The following is a 24742-nucleotide window of genomic DNA, read 5'->3' as shown; positions in this document are numbered from 1 at the left end:
GCGAGTATCCGCCCGCCCACCGACAAGGATTTACTGCTGCTGCGATGACCAGCCTTGGCTTTTCACTTCGTGTACCTGCTGCCAGTAGCCGGGCGCGTAGTGGCGCACGTGCCCAGTGCTTTCGACCCTGAGCACCCCGGAATCGGAGATGGAGAAACTTGAGTCGGATCCGTAGGAAAGGCCCTGCGGGACGCTGGGGTCGTCGAGGTACACCGTGAACTCCACCATGCCCGCCAGAATAGGTACCAACGGCGAAGGCCGGGAGCTGAAACAGGCTCCCGGCCTTCGCCGTTGGTGGCCGATCAACTCGACTCGACCCCCGCATCGACGCACCGACGGCGTCGACGCCTCAGTCGCTTTTGCGTCGATTGTCCTGGGTCGACACCACGGTGCAATAGGTGTGTCGATCCAGGCGTCGACGGGTCAGCATCCGGGTTGTAGCGGGTAGCACGGTGCCGGGCCTGCGGGGTGCGTCGGCGTCGGTGCCGGCGGTTGCGTCGAATCGTCGGTGCTGGGCGCGGCCTGGTCTTCGGTTGTGGTGATGGTGGGGCGGGGGTCGTTGGTGTGGTGCGGGGTCAGCACCGCGCCCGCGGCGGCGGCCAGGCCCAGCGCGACAGCGACGGCCGCCAGCATTCGCACGAGTTGCCCGCCGCCGCCCTGGCGGCGGCGTCGGGGCCACTGGGCCGGTGCCTGGGGTCCGGGGTCGGCGGCGGAGGGCGGTGCGGGCTCGTACCAGTTGCGTGGATCTCGTGGGGGATTCCACGATCGGCCATACGGCCCGTCGTCTTCTTCGGCGGCCGAGAGCTCTGCGGGGGCAGGGTTGCGTGCGGCGTAGACCTGCGGGTCGTAATCGTCGGGGTCGAAGGTCGTCCCGGTCGTCGTGGTCGTGAATGCCGATGTCGCGGATCCGGATTCCGATGTGGTGGTGGGAAATCCGGCAGCGACCAGTTCGGCGTAGGTGACGCGCTGGTCGGGGTCGCGGGCGGTTTCGGAGAATCCGAGCTGGCCGAGCACGGCGACGACTTTCTCGGCGGTCCAGACCTTTTCGCGGCGGGCGCGGCGGCTGGCCCAGTCCCGTAGCGGTGTCAGGTTGTGGTCGAAGACCATCACGTCCTGGCCGGGGGGCATCGGGACCACGCCTTTGTCCAAGGTGAGCGGCAGGCCGGGCCAGCCGACCATGAGCACCAGGCCGTCGACGAATATCCCGGGGCTGGTGATGGTCTCGGCGAAGTTCTTGAATCCGTACATCACCCGCTCCACCTGCTCGCGGGGGTTGCCCTGCTGCTGGGAGTGCACCGGGTCCCCGATGACGCCGGGCAGGGACCAATCTCCCTGTACCGGGCAGTGCAGCAGGCCGCCGGCGCGTTCTGTGATGCCTTTGACCTCCAGCGCCATGGTCAGGTGCGGCAGGATCACCAGCAGGTCGGACTCGGCGCTGGTCTGCTTGCCGCTGCGGCCTTTGACCGGGACTTTCGCGCCGGATACCACGATGCCCGGGGTGTTCCAGTGGCGTAGTGCGCTGATCACCTGGAGTTCGGTGTCCGGTATGCCTGATCGGGCCGCGTTGACTACCCGCATCGTTGTCCCCCTTGGTCTTTCGGTTGGTCTGTTGTGGCCGATCAGTGGTTTGTGGTGATGCGGATCGGGACCGGTGCGGCTGGTGGTGGTTTTGGCTTCGGCGCGGGCGTCGAGGGCGCGCAGGAAGCGGCGGGATTGGCGCGCGGCTGCGGTGGCGGCGCGGGCCGGATTTCTCACCATGTGGTTGCCCCCCTTGGGCATTCAGAGCTGGGTGGGTTGCGGCCTATTCGGCCTTGGCCGGGCGCAGTGACAGGCCCACGACCTGGTCGAGGGCCTCGTACATCTGGACATGGGCGCCGAGTGAGGCGGAGGCGGCGAAGGTGGCCAGGCGGGCGGCCCGGTCGGCGGCCTCGGCCACGGCGGCGGTGTTCTCTTCGCCGGGGTTGACCGCGAGATGGTCGAGTTTGGTGGTGCCGCGCTCGCTGTAGAGGTGGAACATGCCCGCGGCCTGGTCCCAGGCCGTGGCGGCGTCGGATTCGGCGTCGACCAGGGGCATGAAGATGGCGCGGAGATTCTCGGGGTCGGTGAGGGCGGGCTCACCCAGGGCGTGGCCGAGCACGCGCCACAGGTAGCCGATTGCCTGGGAGATGACGGCCAGGTCCTCGGGGGTGTGCTCGCTGTACTCGGGCCACAGTTCGGCCAGGTGGGTCAGCTTCGCATCGCGGGCGGTCATGCGGGTTCTCCAATCAGTTCAAGGGGTTTCGGGCTCTACGGCTGATTCAGGGGCGGTTCCGGTGGGTCTGGGCGGGTGTCGCTCAGGCCCGCTGGTCGCTCGGGTCGTCGAATTCCTGGACGAACGCCTTGGCCTCGTCCAGGTCCCAGGGGCGGGCGAGGGTGAGCCCGTCCTCGCGGGTCGCGATCCACCAGGCTTGCCCGCTGGCTTCGAGGCTGATCAGGCGGTGGGTGCGCAGGTGTTCGTACTCATGGACCTCGCGGTCGTCGATGAGGACGGTGTGCTTGTAGCGCAGCGCGGTCAGCAGCTCGGGCACGTGGCGTCTGAGGACGGCGAGCGGGTCGCTGTCGGCCGGGGTGGCCAGGTCTTCGAGGGTGGCCAGGGCCTCGGCGGTCAGCGGGTCGGTGCCTCCGCCGTAGGGCCTTTCCTCCATGCTCAGCGCCACCGTGCCGCGCCAGAAACCGGGCGGCTGCTTGTAGCCGATGCCGCGCAGCACACGATCGGCCAGCGGGTTGGGCGGCAGCGGCGGCAGTCCGCCGCCGAAGATGCCGGGCTCGGATCCGGCGAATTCGTCGTCGTACCAGGCCCGCAAGCGGCCCATGCCTTGGGTGCCGAGGCTGGCGTCCGGGTGAGGGCGTACGACGTGGCCACGGATGGCGGTGTTCAGCGGGGTGGATTCGCGGGTGTGGCGGGTCAGCTGGCCGTCGGGGTGCAGGACCACGAAATCGACGGTCTCGGCATTGGTCTCGGTCATCGTCTGGCCTCTTCGGGTGTGGGCAGCAGGCCCTGGGCGGCCCGCATGTGTTCGGTGTCGTCGGTGGCGCCGTGGGCGGTCAGCAACGCGGCGACCTCGTCGAGGGTGGTGGGGGCATGTTCGGCCGCCAGCGCGGTGAAGAACCAGGCGAAATCCGGATCGGCCAGCGCCGCAAGTCCTTCGGTGAATATCGACAGGTGCAGGCCCGGACCGTCTTGGGCCCAGGGCGGGGTGCCCGAGATGCGACGTATCCCGCCGCGCGGGGCGGGCAGCTGGGCCAGGGAGAACGCCCACACCGTTTCGCCGTCGTCGGTGGCGCGCCAGATCTCCACGGTGGGGGTGCGCACCCATTCGGGCGCGCCACGCAGCTGCTGCCAGTAGGCGAAGGCGTAGGACAGGCCGGGGGTGTCGGTGTGGTCAGGCATGGGTGGGCTCTTGTTCGTTGGTGGTGCAGTGGCATTCGTCGTCGCCGGGCAGCAGGTCCCCGCAGTGGCAGCAGTGCGCCAGGGAGACTTCGGCGGGCAGGTCACCCGCCCAGTCGTGGCGTGCGCATTCGCATCGGCCGCACCAGCATTCGCACATCAGGCAGGGTTCGAGAATCTGGTTTCGGGTCTCGCTCATCTGGGGGCCGCCTCGACGCGCAAGGGTGATGGCGGCCTGGGGGGGAGTTGCGTGCGATGTGGCGCAGGTGGGTGTTGAACCAGCCTTCGACGTCGAGCAGGTCACCGCGGGCGCTCCACTTGCCGCAGCGGCATTCGCCGCTGATGAGCTTGTCGTTCTCGCTGGCGATTTCGAGGCATTCGCCCTCGCCGGTCTCGGTGCAGTACTGGCAGGCCGGGTGGTCGTCGCACCACATGAGCAGGGAGTGATCCCTGGCGATGAGCGCCGGATCGGTGGGGGTGGCCGGGTTGGGCATCAGATGTCTCCTCGGGTGCGGGCGGGTTCGGGGCGGGCACCGCCGGCGGTTTCGGGGAAGCGTTTGGCCGTGAATGCGGTCAGCCCGCCGGGGTAGCAGATGTGCATGGCCTGGGTGATCTCGTCGTCGTCGAGGGCGTCCACGTCGTCGAAGCCCAGTTCGTCGAGGAGGGTTTCGTCCTCGCTGTGGATGTAGAGCCAGCTCCGTGCGGCGGCCATGATGCGGCCGTCGCGGATCTCCTCGGCGCATTCGTCGAGGAAGGCCGATAGTCCGCCCTGGTCGGCCCAGCGCTTGGCGAGGTTGTCGATGACGGCCTCGGTGCTGAGGTGGTGCACGTCGTCGGTGGTCAGTTCGTCGGGGGTCCGGTCGGCCGCTGATTCGCGCTCGTCGGCGTAGAGCCACAGCCAGCTGCGCGCCGATCGCACCACGATGTCGTCCTCGGCCAGGGCGGCCTGGCGGTGCGCTTCGCGCTGGGCCTCGCTCATCGCGCACCACCGAAGTTCTGCTGGCTGGTGGTGTCCCATTCGAGGCGGACGATTCCGGCGGTGTCGAATACTCCTGCGACCGTGCCGCGCACGGTCACGGGCGCTTCGTCGGCCACGACGTTGACCGTGGACGGGCCCTCGGGGCGCAGCGGCACGGTCACCACGGCGAACACGCCGTTGCCGCGGGGCGGGCGCAGGTTGAAGTTGACGGTGCCGGTGTTGTTCTGGCCGCCGATATTCGCGGCGATCACGGTGCCCGCGGTGATGGACACGCCACCGGATTCGGTGATGCGGGCGGCCGGGGTGGTGGGTTTGGGGATGACGACCTGCAACCGGGTGCCGTGGCCGCTGACTTCGGCGGCGTCGATCTGGGCCTGGGCGACCAGGTCGCCGGGCTGGACCGGGCGCAGGGTGACGGTGGCGTGATCGGCGGCCGGGTCGGCGATGACGAGGACCGAATCGCCGGGTCCTCGGCCCCGGATTCTCAGGGTCACCTCGGCGAGTCCTGCGGCCTGGGCGTGAAATGTGTTGTCGCTCATGATGTTTCCCCCTGCGGGTCGGGCTTGTGTCGCTCTGCACCCATGCTACGCCATAAACTTCATTCATGGGGTAAGATGTTGATTCATGGAATGACTGTTAACCAGTATCTGGAGAGGAGGTGGGTTTACGGTGATCCTGGTTTTCGTGGGTAAGAGCTCGGGCAAGACCACGAACGCGGTGAACGTGGCCGGCGCTTTGGCGCAGCGGCCGGTGTCGCCCCGCCCGTCGTCGCGCAAGCGGCGGGTGCGGCTGGTGAATGCCGACCCTCAAGGGTCGGCGGCCGAGTGGGCCGCCCAACGCAGCGAAGCGCCGCTGTTCGATGTGGTCGACCACATCGAGCCCACGATTCACAAGGACCTGCCGCGCCTGCTGGCCGGCCCCGACGGGCCGATGGACGACCTGGTGATCGACGCGCCCGCCGGAACCGGGCGGCCGATGACGATTCCGGACGGCCGTATCCGGATCACGCGCTCCGCGATCCTGGCGGCCATCGCTGACGACCACGGGGTGGTGGTTGCCCCGGTCACCCCCAGCCCGTGGGACCTGTGGGCCGGGGACGACTTGATGCAGGTACTGGAGGAGGCGTGGACTTTCGCCGGGGCCGCCCCGAGGGCGCGCACGCGCACGGTGATCCTGCTCAACCGGGTCAGCACCCGCGAGGCCAGCAGCGACCAGCGGCAGGTGCCCAAGATCGTGCGGGCGGCGCGGGCGCGGCTGGCCGAGGCTCCGCTCCCGTTGCTGAAGACCGTGATCCATGACCGCCAGGACTACGTGCAGGCCCCCGCTTATGGGCTGACCGTCACCGAGTACGCCCCGCGCGGCGCGGCCGCGGCCGAGGTGCTGGCCCTGACAACCGAATTGCTGACTGTGGCAGGAGAGAACAAATGATGGCACCCGCTGCCCGCAAGGACCGCAAGGACCTGGAGATCGCGTCCACCCGCAAGCACGCCGACACGGGCGACGATTGGGCCGATGCGACCGCGACCAAACCGGCGGTGCGGGAGGAACCGGTCAAGAAGCTGTCGCTGGAGTTCCCCGAATCGGTGCACCGGGCCACCAAGGCCGGGGCCGCGCTGCGCGGTAACACGATGCTCGGGGAGATCGTGCAGATGTGCCGGGCCCGCAACGGGATGGCCCCGTGGCCCGCCGACATCATCGCCTCCGTCAAGGCCCAGATCGCGGCCGAGGCCGCCGAAGCGGGCGAGCACCCGGGCGAGGAGTTCGAGGCCGAGGCGGTTGCGCCCGCGCCCGCGAAGAAGGCGCGTGCCCCTCGCAAGCGGGTTCTGTGATGGGCGAGTACCGGCGGATACCCACCGCCGATCCGGCCGCGGTGATGGACTGCACCGAATGCGGCGCGCCCGACGGGATGCAGCGCACCGACGACCTGACCGACGACCTGGAACAGAAGTGCGGCGAGATTTGGACCTGCGGTGCGTGCGGGGCCGAGTACATCGACGAATGGTGAAGGAAGGCGACCATGACCATGGCCCGCGAGCATGAGGCGGACGCACCGCCCGATAACCCGACCGTCCCCACCGAGAACGGGGACACCCTGCGCGGTGTCCCCACTGCCCCGTGGGGACGCGTCCCCGACCGGGACACCGTCCCCTCCCAGAATGGGGACGCGTCCCCGACCGTCCCCACCCCCGCGTCCCCGATCGGGGACACCGTCCCCACGACCGTCCCCACCACCGGAGGGGACACCGTCCCCACGTCCCCGACCGTCCCCACCGACCCGCACCGCGAGTTCCTGACCGATCCGGCCAAGACCAAGAAGGCCAAGATCCAATACGCCGTGCGCGTGCTGGGCACCGCGACCCGCGCGCCCAAGCCTGCGGAGGTGGCCGACTGGCTGGCGGGCTACGACATCGAGGTGACGCGCAGCAAGGTGTCCCCGGAGGTCACCGCCTACAAGAACGAGCACGGCATCACCAGCACCGGAGAGTTTCCGGTGATGACCGACGAACGGCTGGCCGAACTCGATTCCGACCACCGTGGGGACGCGTCCCCAGGACGGGGGGACACCGTCCCCGATCTGCCTGGGGACACCGTCCCCACCCCCGCCGACCAGGGCGGACAGCTTGCCGAGGAGATCACCGAGACCGAGGAGGGCCGGATGGATCAGGGCGCGACCAGCAACGGGCACCGCGATCCGCGCACTGCGGATCTTCCTCGGGTGCCCGCGGAGGTGGCCGAGAGCTTCGACACCGAGCTGGCTTCGGTGCTGAGCACCACCAACGGCAACGGGCGCACCATCGTCCCCACGCCCGCACCCTCGCGGGACCGGTTCCAGGGTTGGGGACACCCGCACGGGGACGCGTCCCCGACCGTCCCCGTGTCCCCTGTCCCGGAGGGGGACACCGGGGCGAGCGTCCCCACCGGGTACGCCGGAACCGAGGGGGACACCGTCCCCACGTCCCCGACCGTCCCCGACATCGGGGACGGTCTGACTTCAGTTCACTCAAGTGTCCCCATGGGGGACGGGGACGACTGGGTGGACGGCTGGTCCGGCGTCCCCACCTCCACCGTCCCCGTCCCCGATACAGTCCATGACACAAATGGGGACGCGTCCCTGCGGGGTGGGGACGCTCGCCACGGTGTCCCCACTGCCGCGTCCCCGACCGTCCCCACCCAGGCGTGGGTGTCCCCGGAGCCGGGGACACCCGAGGAGGGGGACGCCGTGGGGACGGGCGAGGGGACGAGCAAGCGCAAGGCTCCCGCGGGTGAGTTCGGGTTCTATCTGGCCTCGGCGGTCGCGATGATCACCAGCCTCGATACCTCGTGGCGGTTGTTCTCCGACACCCTCGGGGTCAGCAACCCGGTCGAGCTGGTGGCCATGTTCGCCGGGCTCGAAATCAGTTTCGTGGCGTGCGCCTATCACATGGGCATGTCGATCCGCCGGCGCAAGGAAGAGCCGATCCCGTTCGTGAAGACGGCGCTGTGGGTGCTGATGTGCATCGCGGCGGTGGGCGCCTGGATCAATGCCGGGCCGCTGCTGGGTACCGCCCGCATCGCGGCCGGGCCGGGGCTGGCCATGCTCATGCTGCACCTGGCACTGAGCACCGAGCGCCAGGCCAACAGCAGCCAGCGCGGCACCCTGGCCAAGATCGGGTCCGAACTCCGCGAGCGGTTCCTGTCGCGGTTGGGCCTGGGCAACGACGACCGCGATGCCGCCCAGCGGTCCCGGGACCGGGCCGCGCAGCGGGCCGCCAAGCTCAATGCCGCCCCGTTCGCGTTCCTGCGCACCACGCGGGTACGGCGTGCGATGCGGGCCGCCCGTGTGTCGTCGGATCCGGCCATGATGGACAAGATGCTGGCCGAGTACGACATCGAAAAGCACGCGACCAGCATGCGCACCCTGAAGCGGCCGAACCCGTTCGCCAAGTTCGACCAGCCGCGCAGCTAGCCCACCGGGCCAGCACCAACACGAAGGGACCAGGAGCTGCCTACGCTCCTGGTCCCTTCGTCTATTCAAACACCCGGGCTCGGTCACTTTTCCGCAGATAGTCCCGGTTCGTGGGCAGGGTGCAAAAGGTGTGTGCGTGCAGCGGGGACGGCTTTCAGGCCAGGTGTCGGCGGGGGAAGAAGATGCCCGCCAGCAGTACCGGGCCCGTGGCGCACAGCACCACCGCGACCGCGGCGGCGGCCGGGTCGAATCCGCCGGGACGCTCACTGACCGCGCAGACCGCCAGCACGGCCAGGATCACGGCCACGTGGTGGAAGCCTTGGCGGGTCGCCCGGTACATGCCCAGATCCCAGGTGCCCGCGCGCTCGTAGGCGCACAGCCCTATCGCCACCTGCATGGACGCCGGGATGGCCCAGGTCAGCCACGCCATCAGCGGCGGTAATCGCATCGCGGTGTGCAGCGGGCCGATGATCAGCGCCGACACCACCGCAGAGGCCACCACCATCACGCCCACCACCGCCAGCACCATCGGGCCGGGGCGGGGGTTCATGCCTGGCCGCCTTCGTCGTGCCGAGGCTGGTCTTCGGCGGCCAGCTGGGCGTACATGGCCTCGTGCTCGGCTTCCCGCTCGGCGTAGAACGCCGCACGCTCGGCGGGGTGTTCGCGTTCCCAGTCGGCCTCGGCCGCGGCCGCCAGGCCCAGCAGGTGGCCTTGCAGGGCCTTCGCGCACCACGCCTGCAGGCTCGAGCCTTCGGATTCGGCCACCTCGCGGGCGACATCGTGAAAGTGGGCGGGCAATTCGATGGTCACGGACTTCATCACGGCCATGACCGCCAAGTCTGCCCCTGGCGGCCGGTCGGCGGGCTCAGATGAGTTCGAGATCGATCGGGACCGACAGATAGGCGTAGGGCCCGGGGTTGTCGGTGAGCACGGGATATCCGGTGGTGGTGGCTTCCCAGGCGACTTGGCACAGGTCCCAGTCGATGGGTCCGGTGGCGGTGCGGGCGATGGCCAGCATGCCCGGGATCGCGGTCTGGCTCAGCGCGGTCACGGTGTAGTCGAGGGTGTCGAATTCGTCCGGGTCGGCCCCAGCCAGGGCGGCGGCGTAGAGGCTGGCGGCGGGAATGACCAGGGGCCGGCCTTCGCGGATCGAGATGTCGACCAGGGTGCGGGCGTAGATGCTGCGGGGCAGCGCCAGCAGGGCGGAGGCGTCCAGGATGGTCCCGGGAGCGTTGGGCCTCACGCGGCGCCAGGGCCGCGCAGGCGGGCGTCGGTACGGTCGAACAGCGCACGCACGCGCCGCTCGGCCTCGGCACGCTCCTCGGGGGTGCCCGCGCCGTGCTCGCTGCTCCAGCGTGCGAGGACTTCGGCGGTGCTGGTGCGGGCTTCCCCGGATCCGGCGGCCGCGGCGATGTAGGCCGACACCGAGCGGGCCTCACCGCGGGCGACGGCGTTCTCGGCGCGGGTGAGTAGTTCCTCGGGCAGGGTCAGGGAGACCTTTCGGGTGCTCATACCCGGATATCGTACCTTTCATCGCACCTTTGGGCGGGGTGAATTCAGGTCGCTGCCGGGCGCGTAGTCGCCGATCAGATGCCGGTTCAAGCATCCCGAGATCACCTCGTCCACCGAGGTCTGCGACCGCTGCGCCGCCGCCTCCGCCAGCGACAACGCCACCGAATCCAACCTCAGCACGACTTCCCTGGTTGCCATGCCCTCATCCTTCGCCACTCCTTTCCCGGACACACCGCAGAGCGCGAGTAGTCAGCGTTTTCCGGGCCTGCGCGGACACGATTCCGGGCGGTGGGCGTCGAGGCAGGCCCGCGCCGATTCCAGGTGATGACCAGCCCGATGACCAGCGCGCGAATGGCCTGATGACCAGGGTGATGACCCAACTATCTTGCTGGTCGCCGCCCTGGTCATCAGGTTGGTCATCACCCTGTCGGGTGGGGTAGCGGGTGAGGTAGCGCGGGCGAGGGCCCGGTGAGGTGGGTCGTCCTCACCCTGCACCCCAGGCCCTACCCCACCCGGGACTGGGGCCGGGGCAGGGCAAAACTGGCCACTTTTGCGATATCTTGCGGCGCTCAGTTCAGGCTGGCCCGCGCGTCGCGCAGGTACCGGATTCGCCATTCCTGGTCTTCGCAGTCGTTGCCCAGCAGCGTGCGCTTGCGCCATTCGCAGTTCGTGGCCCACAGCGCCCGATCCATCTCGCGGGCGGTGAGGCGGTGCTCCTCGTTCTTGCAGAAGCTGACCCACGAGCGCCGCCAATCGGCGGCGGCCACGATGTCCCACGAATCCACGATGCGCACAGCGGTCCCCCTGCTCGGCCCCGGGCGAAAACCCCGGGGTTCTTCGATATCTTGCACGCCGATTCCAGGCGGATTCGGTGGTTGTTCAGGATCGGCCGGGGCGCATCAGATAGGCCAGGCCGTTGTGGACCGGTTCGGCGTTTCCGCCGCGCAGCTGGCCGGCGTCGAGCATCTCGCGCACACGCATGAGCACCTCGCGAATCGAGCGGGGAGAGGCCAGCACCCGGGCCACCGCGGCGCGTTGTTCGGCGGCCGCGGTGGGCACCTTCGGCGGCGGATTCTTCGCGGCGGCGGGGTCGGCGGGGGCGTGGAATGCCTGCCAGATATCGAGCACGGTCGGGGCCAGCCGGGCGTGCGCGGCGGGATCGGCGGCGGGGTCGCGGTGCCGCCAGCGGTGCGCCAGGGTGCGCAGCAGCTGCTCGGTGGCGTCGGGATCATCGAGAATTCGTGCGATCTGCCGCGACACCGAGACCGGTTCCGGCGGGCGGATCACGGTGCGTTCGACGATCACCTCACGCACCTCGATGCCTTCCTCGGGCGCGCGGCGGCGGCACGATTCCGAGCACCAGCGCCGCGGGCGGCCGCGGCGTTTCTGAGCGATCGGCATGTTGCAGCGCAGGCACCGTTTCGGCGCGGTCGGGTCGGCCACGGAGCCCACCCTACCGATTTTCCGGCGGACGAAATTCAGGGCCTGAAACGGAAGTGTGCAAAAGGTGTGACGGAGATTCGGACATTTTCCGGCGGACGAAATGCACGCTGCTAAACGGCAGGGTGGAAAAGGTGTGTCGGACTTCCGCGCGGGGTGGTGAGCGAGCGGGTGGGGGATGCCTGCGCGGGGGGTCAGGGGCGGGGGAGGTCCCAGGGCGCGGGCCCGGTGCCGGTGTGCCAGGCCGCCAGCGCGGCCGCGGGCATCAGCCGGATTCCGGCGGTGCGGGCATAGCCGCGGGCAGCCGGGGTGAACCGGGCGGCGGTGGTGATCAGGACCGCCACGTCCGCGTGGTGCACCACGAAGGCGGTCCCCCCGAATTTCTGCACGTCTTCGCTGCCCACCGCGCGGGTGGGGTCATAGCGTTTGGCCTGCACCACGATCTTGCGGCGGTCGGGGCAGCGGGCCACCACGTCGGCCCCCAGGTCCCCGCTGCCCCCGCTCACCCGCACCCTCGAACATCCGTCGCGCTCCAGCAGGCCCGCCAGCGCCACCTCGAACTGGCGAGGCGTGAGCGAGGCATGCCCCAGCGCGGCCAGCGCTCGGGCCCGCTCCCGCCGGGCCGCGCGAAACCGCCACCACACCCAGCCCGCGCCCGCCACCACCACACCCGCCCCGACACCGATACACAGCGCGCTGTGCGCGGCCAGGAACGGGCGCACCCGCACGGCCACGACCACACCCGCCAGCATCGTCATCGCTGCGGCGCCGGCCGCCGCCTCACCCGAGCGTCCCCGCCCCCGCCGTCGCGCCATCGTTCGATCCTGCCCTGCGGGTGCCCACGGCGAAGGGCAGCAGGGGCAAGCGATCACGGGCAGGGGGTGACACATATTGCACCCTCGCCAAGGGCAGGCAGGGCAAGCGAAAGGGCAAGGGGGCCGAGCGCATTCCGTGTTGCATTCCGTGTTGCGATCGGCTGCACGATCGGTGTTGCGATTAAGGCGCAACACCCGCGCCCCGAAGCATCGGCAGGTTGCGGCCGCCTTTGCTGGCAACCGCATGCCCAGGGTTCCCCCTGTTCAGGGAACAACTGCTATTTCGCCGGGAGGAAGTGACTCGCGGCGGGGGCGAGTCGGTTCGGTGGTCAGGTCGGGGGTCTGGTGGGGCATCGGGTCGGGGGTCTGGTCAAGACCGACGCCCCTCGGCTGCACATATCCGCAGCTCAGTGCCGTGTTTGCGGCCCCGCGTCCGCCCAGGGTCTCTACCTGATCGGGAGATCTGCCTACTTCGTGGCGGGGATGGGGGTGGTGATGCGCTCGATTTCCTCGAGCGTGGTGTGGAGGCGGTGGATCTCGCCTGCGTACTGCTGTCCCAGGTCGAGGGCTTCCTCGTACGCCTCGCGTAGTTCCTCCACGTTTGCGGCCGCGGTTTCCTGCCCCAGCGTGCGCAGCAGGGCGGCGGTCTCGTCGTAGGTGTTCAGAGTGGTTTCGAGCTCTTGCGGTGTCATGCCGTGCCTCCAGTAGCGATGTGATTGCTGTCCGGTTTTCGGCTGGCGAGCTTAAGCGTAGGAGCCGACACCGACGCCATCGAGAACGCGCCATGTGCGCGAGGTCATCGCAGGTGGAGGCCGTGCATCACGCGGGCCCAGCCGTCGCTGGCGGGTCGGCCCATTCGATGGTGCGGCCCTCGTCGAGGTCGACGACCTGGCGGTGCGGCTCGGTGGCCGGGTGGTCGGCGGGCCGATCGCAACAGAACATGCGCTCGACGCCGTCGTTCGTGCGCCCAGGAGGCGCATAGACGACCGAACCACACGCCGGGGTACTTCGGGTCGGGGGTGAACCATCCCTGACCGCCCAGAAGGGCATCCAGGACCTTTTCCGCGCTTTTGTCCTCGAAGCAGCCCCGCATGGTCGTGGTCGTCAGGCGGGGACGTTCGCCGCGACTGGTCATGGTCTCGATGATCACTCTCGGGCAGCCGGGGCGGGCACGAAACGCCGAAGGCCGGACGCGGCGAGCGCGTCCGGCCTTCGGGTCGGGGAATGTCACTCCCGATAGCCCTTGTCGGCGTAACCGGCGGCATCGGTCAGTGCCTCGGTGGCCTTGTGCAGGCCCTCGCGGATCTCGTAGACGCTCGGCTCGTCCGGGTGGGCTTCCAGGGCGTCCACATGCGGGGTGACCTCTTCGAGCGCCCGCAGGGCGGTGTCGATGGCCGCGTGCACGATGCCCGCCAGGTCTTCGACGGTCGGCTGCGTGCCCGTGCCGTCGATGGTGGAAATGTCCATTTCTGTTGCCTCCGTGATCATTTCGGTTCTATTGGTGAAACTTCGCTTGCGATTCTGGCACCGGGCACCGACAGTTTCCGCAGGCCGGAGGCGGTGCACGGCCAGATCACGAGAGGTGGTCAGGCGCGGCCGAACTGCGTGCCGATGACCTTGCCGACGGTCGCGGTACCCGAGACGACCGTGGTGGTGGTGATGCCGCCGGTGCGCTGGCGGTACAGGTGGGCCAGGGCGTCGGCGAGGATCACCCGGTGGTCGAAGGCCCACCGGTCGTGCTGCTCGTAGACCTGCGCGACCGGGTACCAGGCCGCGGTGGCGGCGTCGTCGCCAGCGGTCGGGGCGATCGGGGCGGGGATGCGGGCGCAGAACCCGATGGAGACGTAGCGGCCGCGGGGATCGCGGCCCGGGGCCGAGTAGGTCCCGATTTCGGTGAGGTCGCCCGCGGCCAGGGGGATTCCGGTTTCCTCGCCCAGCTCGCGGACGGCGGCGTCGACGGCGAACTCATCGGCTTCCACGTGCCCGCCGGGCAGCGCCAGGCGGCCGGTGAAGGGTTGCTTGCCGCGTTCGATCAGCAGGACGTGCAGGTCGGTGTCGGTTCCGGCCAGCAGCACCACGTCGGCGGTCAGGTAAGCGGGTTGTCTCATGGCGAATTCCGTTCTCTGGGTTGGTGAGTCGGTTCGAGTCGGCAGGGTCAGGTGAGACGGTCCAGGTGCGGCGCGGTGTGCTCGTCGAGTTCGAAGCGGCAGGCCAGGGCGTCGAAAACGATTTCGGCCTCGGCGTATTCGCCGGTGGCGCGCTCGGTGGGGGTCAGGCTCAGGAAGCGCACGTGGCTGGTGGAGCCGTCCCGGCGGTCGCGCACCCGTTCCCCGTCGTGGAAGCCGTGCACGGTTTCAGGACTCTGGGCCGAGGGGTCGGTGTCGGTCATGACGGGATTCTCCTGTGGTGCTGGGGATTACGGGTGGCGCTCGGTGCGGATGCCGGTCGGGGACTCGGGAACCGGCCAGGGTCGAACTGGCCGGTTCGGTTGTCCCGCAGGGTTCTAGCGGGCGTAGAGCATGTGCATGTGGCCGTCGTTGTCGCGCCAGGTCAGGCGGTCGGCCACGATGCGGGTCAGGTGGCCGCGGATGGTGGCGATGACGCCGGGGCGGTCGGCGGGGAGGTATCCGTCCTCGGCCGCGCCCGCCCCGCCCTGGGTCTCGATGCTGAGGGCCTCGCGCAGGGCGGTGGCCGCCGCGATCACGTCGTCGACGCGGTCGAGCATGGCGGTCAGGTCGCCGGCGGAGCCGACCGCGACGGCGTTGGTGAGCATCGCGTCCGCGGCGTCGGTGATCTGCGGGTCGATCGGGGGGAGGGTCTCCGTGTTGGTCATGTCCCTACCCTACACCACAAAACTTCATTTGCGCTATAAGAAGTTTTACGGTGGATCGGTCGACGTAAACCCGCAGGTCAGGGGAGGGGACTTCTCGTTTTGTGCACGGAAATGAGGGGCTATTTCGGGTGCTGGGCGCACGAAATCACCCGATGCCGGGTGTGCGGGTGCGTCGCCGCGTCGCCTGTCGGCGCGCCCGCTGGTGTCCCACAGGCCGGTGGCCACCTCGTGCGTTTCACCCGGCATCGGGTGATGACATTCAGGGTGCGGCGGGGTCCGGTGCGGATTTGTCCTGGAATGACAAACCGGCCGGATTCGCCGAAATCTCCTGCTGGGCTCGCCTTTTCAGGTGAGGGACTCACTCAGGCGGGCCAGCAGGGCCGCGCGCTGGCGGGCGGCGTCGGCGGTGGCGGCCGCGATGGTGGCCAGGATGGCGTCCGCGACCTGCTGCGGCGGGTAGGCGGTGACCGATTCGGCCAGCTCCAGCCCGGTCAGGGTGCCGTCCCCGGCCACGGCCGCGGTGATCGCGCGGTCGGCGCTGGCGGCGTGGCCGGCCACCTTGCCCAGCCCGTCGGCGGCGAGCACCAGCGCTTCGAGCTGTTCGCCCACGTCGGCGATGAGGGCGTCCATGTCGTGGTTCATATCGCCCGCACCCAGCCTCTCGGGGCCTCGGGGGTCCCCTGGTCCTCCAGGGCCGCCAATTGCGCGTCCACGGCTTCAGGAAAGGGCAATCCGAGGCGGTCCAGCAGCACCGGGGCCAGTCCGGCGTCGGCCAGCAGCTGGCGGCGGCGGGCCTTGGCCAGCAGCGTGGAGCGCTGGGACAGGCGCAGGATCTCCGCGGCCAGAGAGCGCGCGCCGTGGCCGTACACCGCGGGCTCGAAATGTAGTTCGGTGATCGCACCCGCATCGGTGCAGGTCACGGTGATGGAGCGGGCGGCGTTGGTGCTGGTGGCGGTGACCACCTGCCGCGCTGGTTCGGTCATGGGCGGGCCTTGATCGTGAAGGTGAGCGATGTCGAATGCTCGCTGGTGGAATGCATTTCGATCTCGAATTCGGTGGTGTGGGTTTCGATGCGCGCGGTGCCGAGCGCGGTGTCGTCGGCCCCGATCACCGGATCGGCGGCCTCGATCGGCCCCCACAAGGCGGCGGCGCGCTCGGGTGCGCCCCACAAGGTGGTGGCCTGGCCGGGCCGCGCGAGCGGCATATCGGCCGGGGCGCGGATATCGCCCCGGGTCCAGGGCTCCTCGTAGTCCTCGGCCAGGGTGGGCGGGACCACGGGCCCGAGGCCGGGGGTGGGCGCCGGGGGTTCGGGGTCGGGCGTGGCACCGCCGGCGAATGCTGGCAGGCCACCGAACAGGTCGGACATGGGTGTTGTCCTCTCTCGCCCGCGGCGGTTGTTCAGGCGGTGACTCCGCCCTGGCCGTCGCGCTTTGTCGTCTTGTCGTTGTCGGGCTGAGGTTTGGCCTGCACCCCGGGCGGGATCACCGCCGGGGCACCGCCGCCGCTGGTGTCGGGGACGCCCGCCTGCGGCTGGTTCTGCGGGGTCGTTCCACCTCCGCCGGTCTGGATCTGGGGGTTGGGCACGGTGGCCGCGGGCGCGGGTTTGGCACCGCCGGTGTCGGCGGCCGGGGTGGTGGGGCCCGGATCGGCCAGGCCGGGAGTCAGCGAGTTGCCCGTCGGCGGTGTCGTGGTGCCCGGGGTGGTGTTGCCGGGCGCGGCGGTGCCCGGGGTCGTGCCGCCGCCGGTCTGGGAAGTGTTGGCGGCCAGGGCCTTTTCCGCGTAGGTCTCGCCTTTTTCGATGCCGGTGGTGATCACCTGCGCGCCGGAGGTGATCAGGGCCGAGCCGAGGGTGCCCGCCAGCGAGATCAAGCCACTACCGAGGGTGACCCCGGCCGAGAGCGCGGCGGACTGGATCGTGAGCTGGGCCGCCAGCGTCGGATCGGTCTCTGCCAGTTTCGAATTCGTGTAGTCCGAGCCGCCGCTGTAGGAGTTGTTTCCGCTGTTCCAGTTGTTGCCGCTGTTCCAGCCGCTGTTGTTCCCGTAGTTGCTGTTGTTGCCGTAGTAGCTGCTGTTCGGGTACTGGGTGTTTCCGCCGCCGGTGTTGGTGTTGGCGGGGTTGGGGTAGTTGCTGTTCCCGGGCTGCTGCTGGTTGCCGCCGCCGCTGTCGGGCACGGTGACCTGGGGCTGGGTGTCGGCGATATCGGACACCTTGCCTGTGTACTGGTCCATCTGCCCCGAGGCCGCTTTCACCACGTCCACCCCGGACTGGGTGTAATCGGCGGCCAGGGAGACGACCCCGTCCAGATCCGCTTGTGAGCGTGCGGCTTTCACCAGTGGCGTGGCCTGACTTCGGAAATCGCTGATCAGGGTGTCCAGGTCGCCCGCGGCCTTGTCGCGCACGGTGTAGGCGCTGGTCAGCAGGGGCGCGAGGTTGTCGCCCACGTCGGCCAGGGCGGCCACCTCGGTGCCGGTCTTCTTGATCACGGGCTGGGCTTTTTTGGCGGTGTCGGTGCCCGCCAGCGTGACGTATCCGCCCTGGTGGGTGTCGTCGGCGGCGCGGACGGTGACGGGCACCGCCGACAGGGCCGACAGGGCGGTGTCGTCGGGGCGGGTGCCGTCGCCCAGGCCGGCGCGGAGCTTGAGCAGCGGCGCGACCAGGGCCGTGACCAGCGCGGGCTCCTCCGTGGGATAGACGGTGTCCCCGTCCTGGGTTCTGGTCTGCATGCGTTGTCCCCCTGTCGTTTCGGGCCGCTTACGCCTGGATTTCGTCGGTGCCGGGCACCGCGCCCGCGATCGTGGCGGCGTTGTCGGTGTCCACCCCGCCCAGCACCTTGCCCCAGGTGTCGATGCCCTGGCCGTAGCCGTCGGTCAGCTGCGACGCGGTGCCCAGCTGGTCACTGTGCCCGCCCCAGGCCGCCGCCCAGGCCGCGGCGAAACCCTTGCCCAGGGTCCCCAGGCCCGACAAGTCGATTCCGGCGACGGTGTCGGCGTGGTCCTTGGCGGTGCCGAGCAGGGTGGCCGCCTGGCCTGCGGCTTTGATGTAGGCGGCCGCCGCCGGGGTGTCCCACTCCACGCGGTCGATGCTGTTGTCCATGACGGATCGTGCCTTTCTCAGTCGGCTTTGCGGATCGAGGTGATGAGCACACGCCCGCCCTCGGTGCGGGTGGTGATGGTCTGGTGCCACTGCTGGGGCGTCTTATCGGTCGGGAATTGCTCGCTGAGCACCACATTCCAGGTCGAGCCCGTGGCGTCGGCATCGGATTTGGTGATGTGCACGCAGTAGCGGGTGGTGGTGGGCACCGCGTCGATAGCGGCCTGGATCTTGGCGGTGTCGCCCACATCGGCGCCCGCGGCCACCCATTCGCGGGCGCGGGCGGCGGACCGATCCGAGTAGTAGCTCCACTCGAAACCCAAGATCGCGCCGGGCCCGGTGCTGGGGTCGCCGGGTCCGGCCCCGACCACGTTGGTGGCGGTTTTGGTGGCGTAGCAGTCCGCGGTGGCGTGCGGCCAGGTCTCGGTGGTCGCCGGGCCCGCGGCCGGGGCGGTGGTGGTCGCGGCGGCCGGGGCGGGACCGGATTTGGCGGGGGTCGTCAGCGGGGACGAGTGCTTGAGATTGACGACCATGATCACGACCACGCCGAGGACCAGGCCCGCGACCACCAGCACCGCCATCCCGGCCGAGCGGGCCCGGTACACGTCGCGGGCCTCGCCGTCCTCGTCGCGGCGGCGTTTGAGCCGGGCACGCACCATGGCCCCGCGACCACCCGAGCGGTCGACGAAGGCGGCGCGGGCGGTGTCGGTGTAGGTGCCGGCGTTCACCGAGTCGTAGTACTGGGCCAGCGACTTCTGCCCGTCCGGGCCGGGGTCGGCGCGGCGGTCGTCGGGCTTGCCGGGCAACCCCAGCCACGAGTCCCAGCCCAGCCCGTCGTGGCGGCTGCTGTGCTGCTCGGCCGGTTCGGGGTTGTATCGGGGGTCGTCGTCGTAGTCGCCCTCGTCGAACTCCTCGTCTTCCTCGCCTTCGTCCTCGTATTCGCCGTCGTCCTCGTCGTATTCGTCCTCGTCGTCGTAGTCCTCGCCGTCGTATTCGTCGAGGTCCTCGCCGTCTTCGGCCTGGTCCTCGTCGGGCGCGGGCGCCACGGGCGCGGGGGCGGGCCTGGGCCGGGCCGTGGTGGGCAGGGGCGGTAACGCCACTGGGCGGGGTGTGAGCGGGGCCGGGGCCAGTTCGGGCCCGAAATCGGGATCGGCGTTCATGGCCGGCCCCCGTCCGGGCGGGTGCGGCGCGCGCTCTTGGCGGCGCGGGCGGCGCGGGCCTTGCTCAGTTCGATGGTCTGGGCCCCGCCGCCGGGTGTGCGGGTGCGGCCCACGCTCACCCCGGGGATCTCGCGGACGTAGTGCGCGGTCGCCCCGCATACCTCCTCGGCCAGCTCCAGGCTGGTCAGCGGCGATTTGAAGCGGGTGAACTCCTCGGCCCCGTCGGGCAGGAACGTGCCGACACCGCGGTAAGGGTGGCGCAGGATCTTGCGCGGGTCCTTGTCGGGGAAGTCGAGGATCTCGTCACCGAGGGCGGCCTGGGCCTGGGCGCGCGAGCGCACCGGGAAGGTCATCGCGCCGGTGGCCACGTCGCGGATGTCGGTGGGGATGGCGTTGCCGGTGCCCTTCTGGGTCATGAAGAAGGTGATCAGGCCCGCGGCGCGGCCCATCTTGACCAGGTTGGTGGCCTTTTCGACGTTGTCGGCCACCAGCTGCCCGCGCGGGCTGGACGCGGGCGCGCTGGTGGTCAGGTAGACCTGGCATTCGTCGAGGGTGGTCACCAGGACGGGCACCTCCAGGGTGGGCCCGTGGTCCCAGAACTCGTCACAGCCCCACCAATCGAACATGTGGTCCAGCCGCCGGTACATCTCGGCTTCCAGGCCGGTCAGCAGGGCGTTGACCTCTTTGAGGTCCGAGCCGACCAGGTGGGCGTAGCGCGGGCGCAGGACCCGATAGTCGCCCCGGTCGGCGCGGGTCGTCTTGCCGTTCGCGCCCGCGAACTGCACCAGCGGGGAGGGGGCGAGCTTGATGACCAGACTGCGCGCGAACTGGGTTTTTCCGTACCCGGACGCGCCCATCACGGTCACGCCCGCGCTCTGGGCCAGCGGCAGGTATTCGGGCTGGCCACGCTCACCGTGGCCGAGCTCGAGACGGGTCAGATCCTTCGGGACCGGGGGGCGGGTGGCCGCCACGGTGCGGGTGAGCGGGTCGGTGTGCACGGTGCGCAGCTCGACGAACCCGGGGCCCCATTCGTCTTCGTCGTCGAGGGCGCGGGCCCAGACTTGGCGCATCTGCCATTCGTCGGCCAAAGACCCTGCGGCATCGGCGAAGTGCTTGCGTCCGACCCCGCGCACGGTGCGCACGACCATGGTCACGCCGTACTGGTCGACGCTCATGTGCATGATGCGCGGTGTCCGGATGCGGACCATGGATTTCTCGGCGCGCTGGCGTCCGGCCCATTTGTCGGCCAGCGTCGGGTTGCGGTCCTCGTGGGCCAGGCCCAGCGAGTACGCCACCGACGGCCAGGTCCGGCGGAAGCGGGCAGCGCGGCGGACATTGGCGCGCACCGCGGCCTCATCGGCTACCAGGCTGCTCGTGAGCAGCTCCCCCATGTCCACCACCTTCACCCGCCACCCGACCCCCGGGTGACCTTGATTCGTAGAGGTGGACGTTACTGCGCCGCAAATGATTCCGGCATCACCGCGAGCGAGGTTGGCACTCCCGGTCCCGAACCGGTGCCTGATTTAGGGTTGACATACTTCGTCGGGCCCGCGTGAGAACCGTTGCGCAGAAACGCAATCGGCGGATCCCCACACAGGGATCCGCCGATCTGGGCTCGACATTCAGGATTTCGGGGCCTGCTCGGGGGCGATGCCGAGCCGCCACGCCAAGCCCCGCAGGTCGCGGCCTCCGGCGTCGCGGCGGGCCGCGCGCAGCACATCGGCCACGGCCTCGCGGGTGAACACGTCGGCGTGCACCCGTTGCGGGGCGAGGGATTCCGCGCGCATGAGGACCTGAACGCCCTGGTCGCGGCGGCGGTGATCGGTCAGCAGGGCGCGCCCGACCTCCATGTAGAACTCGGCCTGGCGGCTGGTGGAGGGGATGGCGGCCACGTGCACGCCGCGGGCGGTCTCGGCCACCTTCGCGCCGTCGCCCAGCTCCAGGCCGATGCTGGCGGCCCAGATGCCCACGTTGGGGGTGCCGAACCACATGCGCCCGAAAGTGCCGGCCTCGGTGTCCAGGCGGGCGGCCACCGCGCGGGCCTCGTCCAGATGGGTGCTGGTGGTGGACCGATCACCCTGCACCGCGCTGGCCAGCGCCGCGGACAGGTGCAGCATCCCGTACGCCTGGATCACCTCCGGATCGTTGAGGTGCGGGGTGAGTTCGTCGGCGGTGCGCATGGCGCGCCGGTACTGCTCGGGCCGCGACAGCCCGCCCGTGGCGTCCCCGCGCAACCAGGTGGTGAAGCCTTTCCAGGCCGGGGATTCGAGCAGGTCGGCGCACTGCTGGGCGGCGCGGGCGGCGAGCAGGGGCAGGCCGCGCCCACCCAGGCGTTTGGTGGTCCAGGTGGCCGAGGCGTAGCAGGTGATCATCCCCAGCAGCGCCTGGCGGCGCAGCTGCGGGGTGCGGGCGTAGACCGCGTGCAGCTCCCCGAGCAGGCCGGGCATCAGCGCGGCCTGTCCGGCGTAGTCGGCGCTGCCCTGGGACAACTCGCCCAGGCGCGCGATATCGGCGGAGATCTCGGGCCACTCCCGCGTCGGCAGGCCGGGGTCTTCACCGAATTCGTAGGCATCGAGGGCGTTTTCGACTTCGACCAGGCCCGCGTGCGCGGCCTCGTTCACCTCGGCCGGTTCGATGTGCCACGGCGCGGGGGAGAACTCCGAGGGCGCCACGCGCAGCGCGCGGGCCAGCGCTTCGAGGGTGCGCCGGTTGGCCAGCGGCACGTCCCCGCGCTCCAGCTTGCCCAGGTAACCGAAGCTGATTCCGGCCAGGCCGGCGGTCACTTCCAGGCTCTGGCCCCGCCAGGCACGGATCTCGCGCAGGCGGCGGCCAGTGTGGTTGGGCTCGATATCGGTGTGGTTCATAGCGATTGTCAGCGCTCCCGTCCGGTGCGACGCGGTGATGATCGGGTGGCCTGTCCTGTCACGGTACCCGCCCTGACATCGGTGTTTCTCCCGAACTTCCACCAACTTCTAAACTTCATTTACCATAAAAGAAGTGTTACCCTATGGTTGAAGGACCAGCGAGAAGGAGCCCGAAATGTTCGCCACCGCCACCGCCACCCTGACCGAGCTGGCCGAGCTGGGCACCACGCTGCTGGCGCTGATCGAGCAGTGCCGCGACCAGGCCGCCCAGACCGGGCCCGAGGGCGACTGGTTCCAGGCCCCGACCGCGGTCATCGAGGGCACCCCGACCCACGCGGTTACCCCGGTGGCGGGCGCGGGCTTCCTGATCAGCGTGGTTGCCCGGATCGGCTGGGCGGGCGGCATCCCGGCCGGTTACGCCACCCACCAGACCAGCCCCCTGCACGACAACCCGCTGCACTGACCCCCTTCTCCGCCCCATCACCACGTTTCAGGAGTTCGAAAATGATCGTCACCGCCATCGGCCTCGGCATCTGGGGCATCGGGTTCGTCTTCTTCGCCGGTTACGGGCTGCTCGTCCGGGGCTGCTCGGCGGCCGCGCCACGGTGACCGGAACCCTCGCCCAGGCCGCCGCCTGGCCGGTCCTGTCCCTGATCAACCTCGCCCGCCACTGACCCACCCACCACTCTCGGAAGGCCCTGGGGACCGCTCATGAGCGACAAGACGATGCACACCTGCAACCCGCGCAACCCGGGCCAGCCGATGCCCTTCGGCAAGCGCGCACCGCAAGGCCAGTGCCCGCGCTGCGACGAGCTGCACGCCGGATGCGAGCCCCGCACCCTGAACTGGGTCGAGGACCGCAAGCGCACCGCGGCCGCCGACGCCCAGCGTGAGCGCCGCATGGACGAGCATTTCGCGCCCGGAGGCCCGCACCAGCGCGGTGATTGCGGCCCGGTCTGCACCGCATTCGACTACTGATGAGGCCCGACCAGCTCGGGCCGCGGGCCGCGGCGAGGCGGACCGCTTCGTCGGTGGCCAGCGGCGGAACCTGGTCGGCGGGAACGTCTTCCCACTCGGTGTTCGGGTCGTTCAGGACGGCGTCGACCTGCTCGGGCGTCGGTGGCGCGGGGTGCTCGGCACCGAGTACGGGCAGGGCCGCCCCGCCGGTGTAGGTGTTTTCCCAGCCGGTGATGGTGTCGCGGACCGCCACGTCGATCAACGCGGCCAGCGATTCCGAACCGGGCTCCTCGGGGTGGCGGTGGGCCATCCAGATCACGGCGGTGCGCATGTATTCCAGCAGCGCCAGATCGAAATTGATGCCCTGCTGGCGGGTCTTGTCGCTGCGCCGTTCGGAGGCCGGGCGGGTATCGGTGGCGCTGGCCAGGGCGGGGCGGGGAATGCGGCGGCGCCGTGTGGGCTGTGCAGGCATATCGGAACGCTACCGACCCGCTGGGGGTTTCGGGCGCCGCTTCTCACGTCCAGGGAGACGAGCGGCGCGGGGGTGCCTCGGGCGGTTCACCCTTCTTGCGTCCACCTGGGGGCAGGGGAAGCTTCGGCAGCATCGGCAATCGCGGCCGCTGGTCCGCTCCGTCCTCGTCGACCGGGGCCGGTTCCGGATCTGGTGCGGCGGCCGCGGGCGGCGGGCCTTCGGGCAGCTGGTCGCAGACTTGGTGCAGCACAGCCAGATTCCGGTGCAGCGGGGCGGCCAGCATGAACACTTCGCGCCCGAGCTTGGTCCGCGTTGTCCGCACCACCGCGAGGTCGACCAGCGACCGCAGTGCCTCGGCCACCGCCTCGGGGTTCGGGTCGTCGGGGCGGATCTGCACGTCATAGCGCACCCGCCGCTCACCGACCGAGCGGCGCACCACGATCACACGGTGATCGTCACCGGGAAGCGCGGTATCGGTCACGGTGCCACTCCCTTCGCGAGCCTTCTTGGTTCCGCCTGGCCCAGTGCGCATTTCAGCGTCCGGAAGCCGTCGGGTCGGCAACACTCAGCGCATGGGAACAGCCTGGAAAGTCAACCTCAAAGTCGGGCCGGAAACGGTGCCGGACATGCAGTTCGTCGAGGACGCAATGTATCGAGGCCATGACCGCCGCGACATCGACGGGTGGGGAGCCGGGGTCGAGTTGGCCGGCGTGGTGCAGCTGCTGGACGCGGTGGCCTCCGGCGCCATCGAGGCCGGCGAGGTCCGGGCAGCCCTCGTGCGCGTGGCCGACGTGATGGAAGAACGCATGCTCGAAGATGTCCAGTCCTGGAATCCGGGACTCACCCGCGAATCGCTGCGCTGCTTCGGTGATTGCCCCCGCTGTGAGCGCAACCGAGACGTGGTGCGCAAGCGTCTGGACGAGGCTGCGCGTCGGCGGGCTCGATTTCAGGAGCCGGACCGGTACGCGGTCGCGGTGTCGGGGAGTTCGGTTCATCGGCTCGACTGCCGGGTGGTGCGCGAATCCACGGGCACGCTGGCCTTCGAGGGCGAGGACGAGCGCGAAGGCGGTTTGTTCGACAGCGAGGTGCACCACTACACCCACGACGGGGTGATGCCGGGCCTGCCGCATCTGGCGCTGACTCTCGATGAGTACGACCGGTGGCGAGCCGAGCGGACAGGCCCGCAAGGTGGCCTGCGGTACCGACTGTGCAAGGTGTGCGATCCGCCGGTACCGCTGGCCTGACC

38 protein-coding genes are annotated in these 24742 nt (G+C 70.0%); 7 read left to right on the top strand and 31 right to left on the bottom strand.

From position 1 onward, the window contains the following. Positions 1 to 30: 30 nt before the first annotated feature. From D7D52_RS36050 to D7D52_RS36015, 8 genes are all read right to left on the bottom strand, one after another. The gene (locus tag D7D52_RS36050; RefSeq protein ID WP_120743436.1) at positions 31 to 228 is read right to left on the bottom strand and encodes a hypothetical protein; all 198 of its coding nucleotides are present in this window, start codon (positions 226 to 228) and stop codon (positions 31 to 33) included. A 195-nt stretch (positions 229 to 423) separates the two neighbouring features. Then, the gene (locus D7D52_RS36045; RefSeq protein WP_162958814.1) at positions 424 to 1758 is read right to left on the bottom strand and encodes an NERD domain-containing protein; all 1335 of its coding nucleotides are present in this window, start codon (positions 1756 to 1758) and stop codon (positions 424 to 426) included. Positions 1759 to 1801: 43 nt separating this feature from the next. Continuing rightward, positions 1802 to 2251, bottom strand: a complete 450-nt coding sequence (locus D7D52_RS36040; protein WP_120743434.1) for a hypothetical protein — start codon at positions 2249 to 2251, stop codon at positions 1802 to 1804. An 82-nt stretch (positions 2252 to 2333) separates the two neighbouring features. Further along, positions 2334 to 3005: a hypothetical protein gene (locus D7D52_RS36035; RefSeq protein ID WP_120743433.1), complete on the bottom strand. Its 672-nt coding sequence runs from the start codon at positions 3003 to 3005 to the stop codon at positions 2334 to 2336. Then, positions 3002 to 3430 carry a hypothetical protein gene (locus tag D7D52_RS36030; protein WP_120743432.1) on the bottom strand — a complete coding sequence of 143 codons (429 nt, stop codon included), beginning with the start codon at positions 3428 to 3430 and terminating at the stop codon, positions 3002 to 3004. The genes D7D52_RS36035 and D7D52_RS36030 overlap by 4 nt, the downstream gene beginning before the upstream one ends. A gap of 101 nt (positions 3431 to 3531) precedes the next feature. Further along, positions 3532 to 3921 (bottom strand): hypothetical protein, encoded by a 390-nt coding sequence (locus tag D7D52_RS36025; protein WP_120743431.1) that lies wholly within the window; start codon positions 3919 to 3921, stop codon positions 3532 to 3534. Next, on the bottom strand, positions 3921 to 4406 hold the full coding sequence (locus D7D52_RS36020; RefSeq protein WP_120743430.1) for a hypothetical protein: 486 nt from the start codon (positions 4404 to 4406) through the stop codon (positions 3921 to 3923). Before D7D52_RS36020 ends, D7D52_RS36025 begins: the two co-directional genes overlap by 1 nt. Further along, positions 4403 to 4945 (bottom strand): hypothetical protein, encoded by a 543-nt coding sequence (locus D7D52_RS36015; protein ID WP_120743429.1) that lies wholly within the window; start codon positions 4943 to 4945, stop codon positions 4403 to 4405. Before D7D52_RS36015 ends, D7D52_RS36020 begins: the two co-directional genes overlap by 4 nt. Positions 4946 to 5090: 145 nt before the next feature. Here D7D52_RS36015 and D7D52_RS36010 point away from each other — a divergent pair, with 145 nt between their 5' ends. The 4 genes from D7D52_RS36010 to D7D52_RS36000 are packed head-to-tail and all read left to right on the top strand — an operon-like array spanning position 5091 to position 8352. Beyond that, a complete protein-coding gene (locus tag D7D52_RS36010) occupies positions 5091 to 5834 on the top strand; it encodes a hypothetical protein (protein WP_162958813.1) in 744 nt (247 codons plus the stop codon). Beyond that, entirely contained in the window at positions 5831 to 6235 is a 405-nt protein-coding gene (locus tag D7D52_RS36005) for a hypothetical protein (RefSeq protein WP_162958812.1), read from the top strand. Before D7D52_RS36010 ends, D7D52_RS36005 begins: the two co-directional genes overlap by 4 nt. Next, positions 6235 to 6411, top strand: coding sequence for a hypothetical protein (locus D7D52_RS38380; RefSeq protein WP_162958811.1), 177 nt, complete (start codon positions 6235 to 6237; stop codon positions 6409 to 6411). The genes D7D52_RS36005 and D7D52_RS38380 overlap by 1 nt, the downstream gene beginning before the upstream one ends. Before the next feature lie 12 nt (positions 6412 to 6423). Continuing rightward, on the top strand, positions 6424 to 8352 hold the full coding sequence (locus D7D52_RS36000) for a hypothetical protein (RefSeq protein WP_120743426.1): 1929 nt from the start codon (positions 6424 to 6426) through the stop codon (positions 8350 to 8352). Between the two features lie 154 nt (positions 8353 to 8506). Here D7D52_RS36000 and D7D52_RS35995 read toward each other — a convergent pair whose 3' ends face one another. The 22 genes from D7D52_RS35995 to D7D52_RS35895 form a co-directional block, all read right to left on the bottom strand. After that, positions 8507 to 8902, bottom strand: a complete 396-nt coding sequence (locus D7D52_RS35995) for a hypothetical protein (RefSeq protein WP_120743425.1) — start codon at positions 8900 to 8902, stop codon at positions 8507 to 8509. After that, complete coding sequence (locus D7D52_RS35990) at positions 8899 to 9180, bottom strand: hypothetical protein (protein ID WP_120743424.1); 282 nt, start codon at positions 9178 to 9180, stop codon at positions 8899 to 8901. The genes D7D52_RS35995 and D7D52_RS35990 overlap by 4 nt, the downstream gene beginning before the upstream one ends. A 37-nt stretch (positions 9181 to 9217) precedes the next feature. Beyond that, on the bottom strand, positions 9218 to 9595 hold the full coding sequence (locus tag D7D52_RS35985) for a hypothetical protein (protein ID WP_120743423.1): 378 nt from the start codon (positions 9593 to 9595) through the stop codon (positions 9218 to 9220). Further along, on the bottom strand, positions 9592 to 9864 hold the full coding sequence (locus D7D52_RS35980; RefSeq protein WP_120743422.1) for a hypothetical protein: 273 nt from the start codon (positions 9862 to 9864) through the stop codon (positions 9592 to 9594). Before D7D52_RS35980 ends, D7D52_RS35985 begins: the two co-directional genes overlap by 4 nt. 18 nt (positions 9865 to 9882) lie before the next feature. After that, positions 9883 to 10062, bottom strand: a complete 180-nt coding sequence (locus tag D7D52_RS35975) for a hypothetical protein (protein WP_162958810.1) — start codon at positions 10060 to 10062, stop codon at positions 9883 to 9885. 371 nt (positions 10063 to 10433) lie between these two features. Further along, positions 10434 to 10658: a hypothetical protein gene (locus tag D7D52_RS35970; RefSeq protein WP_120743420.1), complete on the bottom strand. Its 225-nt coding sequence runs from the start codon at positions 10656 to 10658 to the stop codon at positions 10434 to 10436. 85 nt (positions 10659 to 10743) lie between these two features. Further along, positions 10744 to 11307 (bottom strand): hypothetical protein, encoded by a 564-nt coding sequence (locus tag D7D52_RS35965; RefSeq protein ID WP_120744715.1) that lies wholly within the window; start codon positions 11305 to 11307, stop codon positions 10744 to 10746. 191 nt (positions 11308 to 11498) lie between these two features. Further along, positions 11499 to 12119 carry a restriction endonuclease gene (locus D7D52_RS35960; protein WP_222932740.1) on the bottom strand — a complete coding sequence of 207 codons (621 nt, stop codon included), beginning with the start codon at positions 12117 to 12119 and terminating at the stop codon, positions 11499 to 11501. Positions 12120 to 12586: 467 nt separating this feature from the next. Next, complete coding sequence (locus tag D7D52_RS35955; RefSeq protein ID WP_120743418.1) at positions 12587 to 12811, bottom strand: hypothetical protein; 225 nt, start codon at positions 12809 to 12811, stop codon at positions 12587 to 12589. Positions 12812 to 12938: 127 nt separating this feature from the next. After that, positions 12939 to 13061, bottom strand: a complete 123-nt coding sequence (locus D7D52_RS40080) for a hypothetical protein (RefSeq protein ID WP_281279153.1) — start codon at positions 13059 to 13061, stop codon at positions 12939 to 12941. A 285-nt stretch (positions 13062 to 13346) separates the two neighbouring features. Next, positions 13347 to 13586: a hypothetical protein gene (locus D7D52_RS35950; RefSeq protein ID WP_120743417.1), complete on the bottom strand. Its 240-nt coding sequence runs from the start codon at positions 13584 to 13586 to the stop codon at positions 13347 to 13349. A 119-nt stretch (positions 13587 to 13705) separates the two neighbouring features. Continuing rightward, positions 13706 to 14227, bottom strand: coding sequence for an NUDIX domain-containing protein (locus tag D7D52_RS35945; RefSeq protein WP_120743416.1), 522 nt, complete (start codon positions 14225 to 14227; stop codon positions 13706 to 13708). A gap of 47 nt (positions 14228 to 14274) precedes the next feature. Continuing rightward, a complete protein-coding gene (locus D7D52_RS35940; RefSeq protein ID WP_120743415.1) occupies positions 14275 to 14508 on the bottom strand; it encodes a hypothetical protein in 234 nt (77 codons plus the stop codon). Positions 14509 to 14622: 114 nt separating this feature from the next. Next, entirely contained in the window at positions 14623 to 14952 is a 330-nt protein-coding gene (locus D7D52_RS35935) for a hypothetical protein (protein WP_120743414.1), read from the bottom strand. Positions 14953 to 15297: 345 nt separating this feature from the next. Further along, entirely contained in the window at positions 15298 to 15594 is a 297-nt protein-coding gene (locus D7D52_RS35930; protein WP_120743413.1) for a YbaB/EbfC family nucleoid-associated protein, read from the bottom strand. Further along, complete coding sequence (locus D7D52_RS35925; protein ID WP_120743412.1) at positions 15591 to 15935, bottom strand: hypothetical protein; 345 nt, start codon at positions 15933 to 15935, stop codon at positions 15591 to 15593. Before D7D52_RS35925 ends, D7D52_RS35930 begins: the two co-directional genes overlap by 4 nt. Further along, positions 15932 to 16318 (bottom strand): hypothetical protein, encoded by a 387-nt coding sequence (locus tag D7D52_RS35920; RefSeq protein ID WP_120743411.1) that lies wholly within the window; start codon positions 16316 to 16318, stop codon positions 15932 to 15934. The genes D7D52_RS35925 and D7D52_RS35920 overlap by 4 nt, the downstream gene beginning before the upstream one ends. A gap of 32 nt (positions 16319 to 16350) precedes the next feature. Next, complete coding sequence (locus D7D52_RS35915) at positions 16351 to 17676, bottom strand: hypothetical protein (RefSeq protein WP_120743410.1); 1326 nt, start codon at positions 17674 to 17676, stop codon at positions 16351 to 16353. A 28-nt stretch (positions 17677 to 17704) separates the two neighbouring features. Continuing rightward, complete coding sequence (locus tag D7D52_RS35910; RefSeq protein ID WP_120743409.1) at positions 17705 to 18046, bottom strand: hypothetical protein; 342 nt, start codon at positions 18044 to 18046, stop codon at positions 17705 to 17707. A gap of 17 nt (positions 18047 to 18063) precedes the next feature. Then, positions 18064 to 19203, bottom strand: coding sequence for a DUF8176 domain-containing protein (locus tag D7D52_RS35905; protein WP_120743408.1), 1140 nt, complete (start codon positions 19201 to 19203; stop codon positions 18064 to 18066). Further along, entirely contained in the window at positions 19200 to 20594 is a 1395-nt protein-coding gene (locus D7D52_RS35900) for a P-loop NTPase family protein (RefSeq protein WP_162958809.1), read from the bottom strand. Before D7D52_RS35900 ends, D7D52_RS35905 begins: the two co-directional genes overlap by 4 nt. A gap of 231 nt (positions 20595 to 20825) precedes the next feature. Beyond that, positions 20826 to 22067, bottom strand: coding sequence for a helix-turn-helix domain-containing protein (locus D7D52_RS35895; protein WP_120743406.1), 1242 nt, complete (start codon positions 22065 to 22067; stop codon positions 20826 to 20828). A 175-nt stretch (positions 22068 to 22242) separates the two neighbouring features. On the opposite strand from D7D52_RS35895, the gene D7D52_RS35890 reads away from it, so the two are divergent. Continuing rightward, complete coding sequence (locus tag D7D52_RS35890) at positions 22243 to 22530, top strand: hypothetical protein (RefSeq protein ID WP_120743405.1); 288 nt, start codon at positions 22243 to 22245, stop codon at positions 22528 to 22530. A 248-nt stretch (positions 22531 to 22778) separates the two neighbouring features. Then, positions 22779 to 23045 (top strand): hypothetical protein, encoded by a 267-nt coding sequence (locus D7D52_RS35885; protein WP_120743404.1) that lies wholly within the window; start codon positions 22779 to 22781, stop codon positions 23043 to 23045. Between the two features lie 494 nt (positions 23046 to 23539). Here the strand turns inward: D7D52_RS35885 and D7D52_RS35880 are convergent, their stop codons facing one another. After that, entirely contained in the window at positions 23540 to 23977 is a 438-nt protein-coding gene (locus D7D52_RS35880) for a hypothetical protein (RefSeq protein WP_120743403.1), read from the bottom strand. Positions 23978 to 24068: 91 nt separating this feature from the next. Here D7D52_RS35880 and D7D52_RS38375 point away from each other — a divergent pair, with 91 nt between their 5' ends. Beyond that, complete coding sequence (locus D7D52_RS38375) at positions 24069 to 24740, top strand: hypothetical protein (RefSeq protein ID WP_162958808.1); 672 nt, start codon at positions 24069 to 24071, stop codon at positions 24738 to 24740. Positions 24741 to 24742: the final 2 nt, after the last annotated feature.

Origin of the sequence: Nocardia yunnanensis, from assembly GCF_003626895.1 — a bacterium.
Taxonomy (GTDB): Bacteria; Actinomycetota; Actinomycetes; order Mycobacteriales; family Mycobacteriaceae; genus Nocardia; species Nocardia yunnanensis.
The sequence above is the reverse complement of the archived record's forward strand: the minus strand, read 5'-3'. Positions and strand labels throughout refer to the sequence as shown.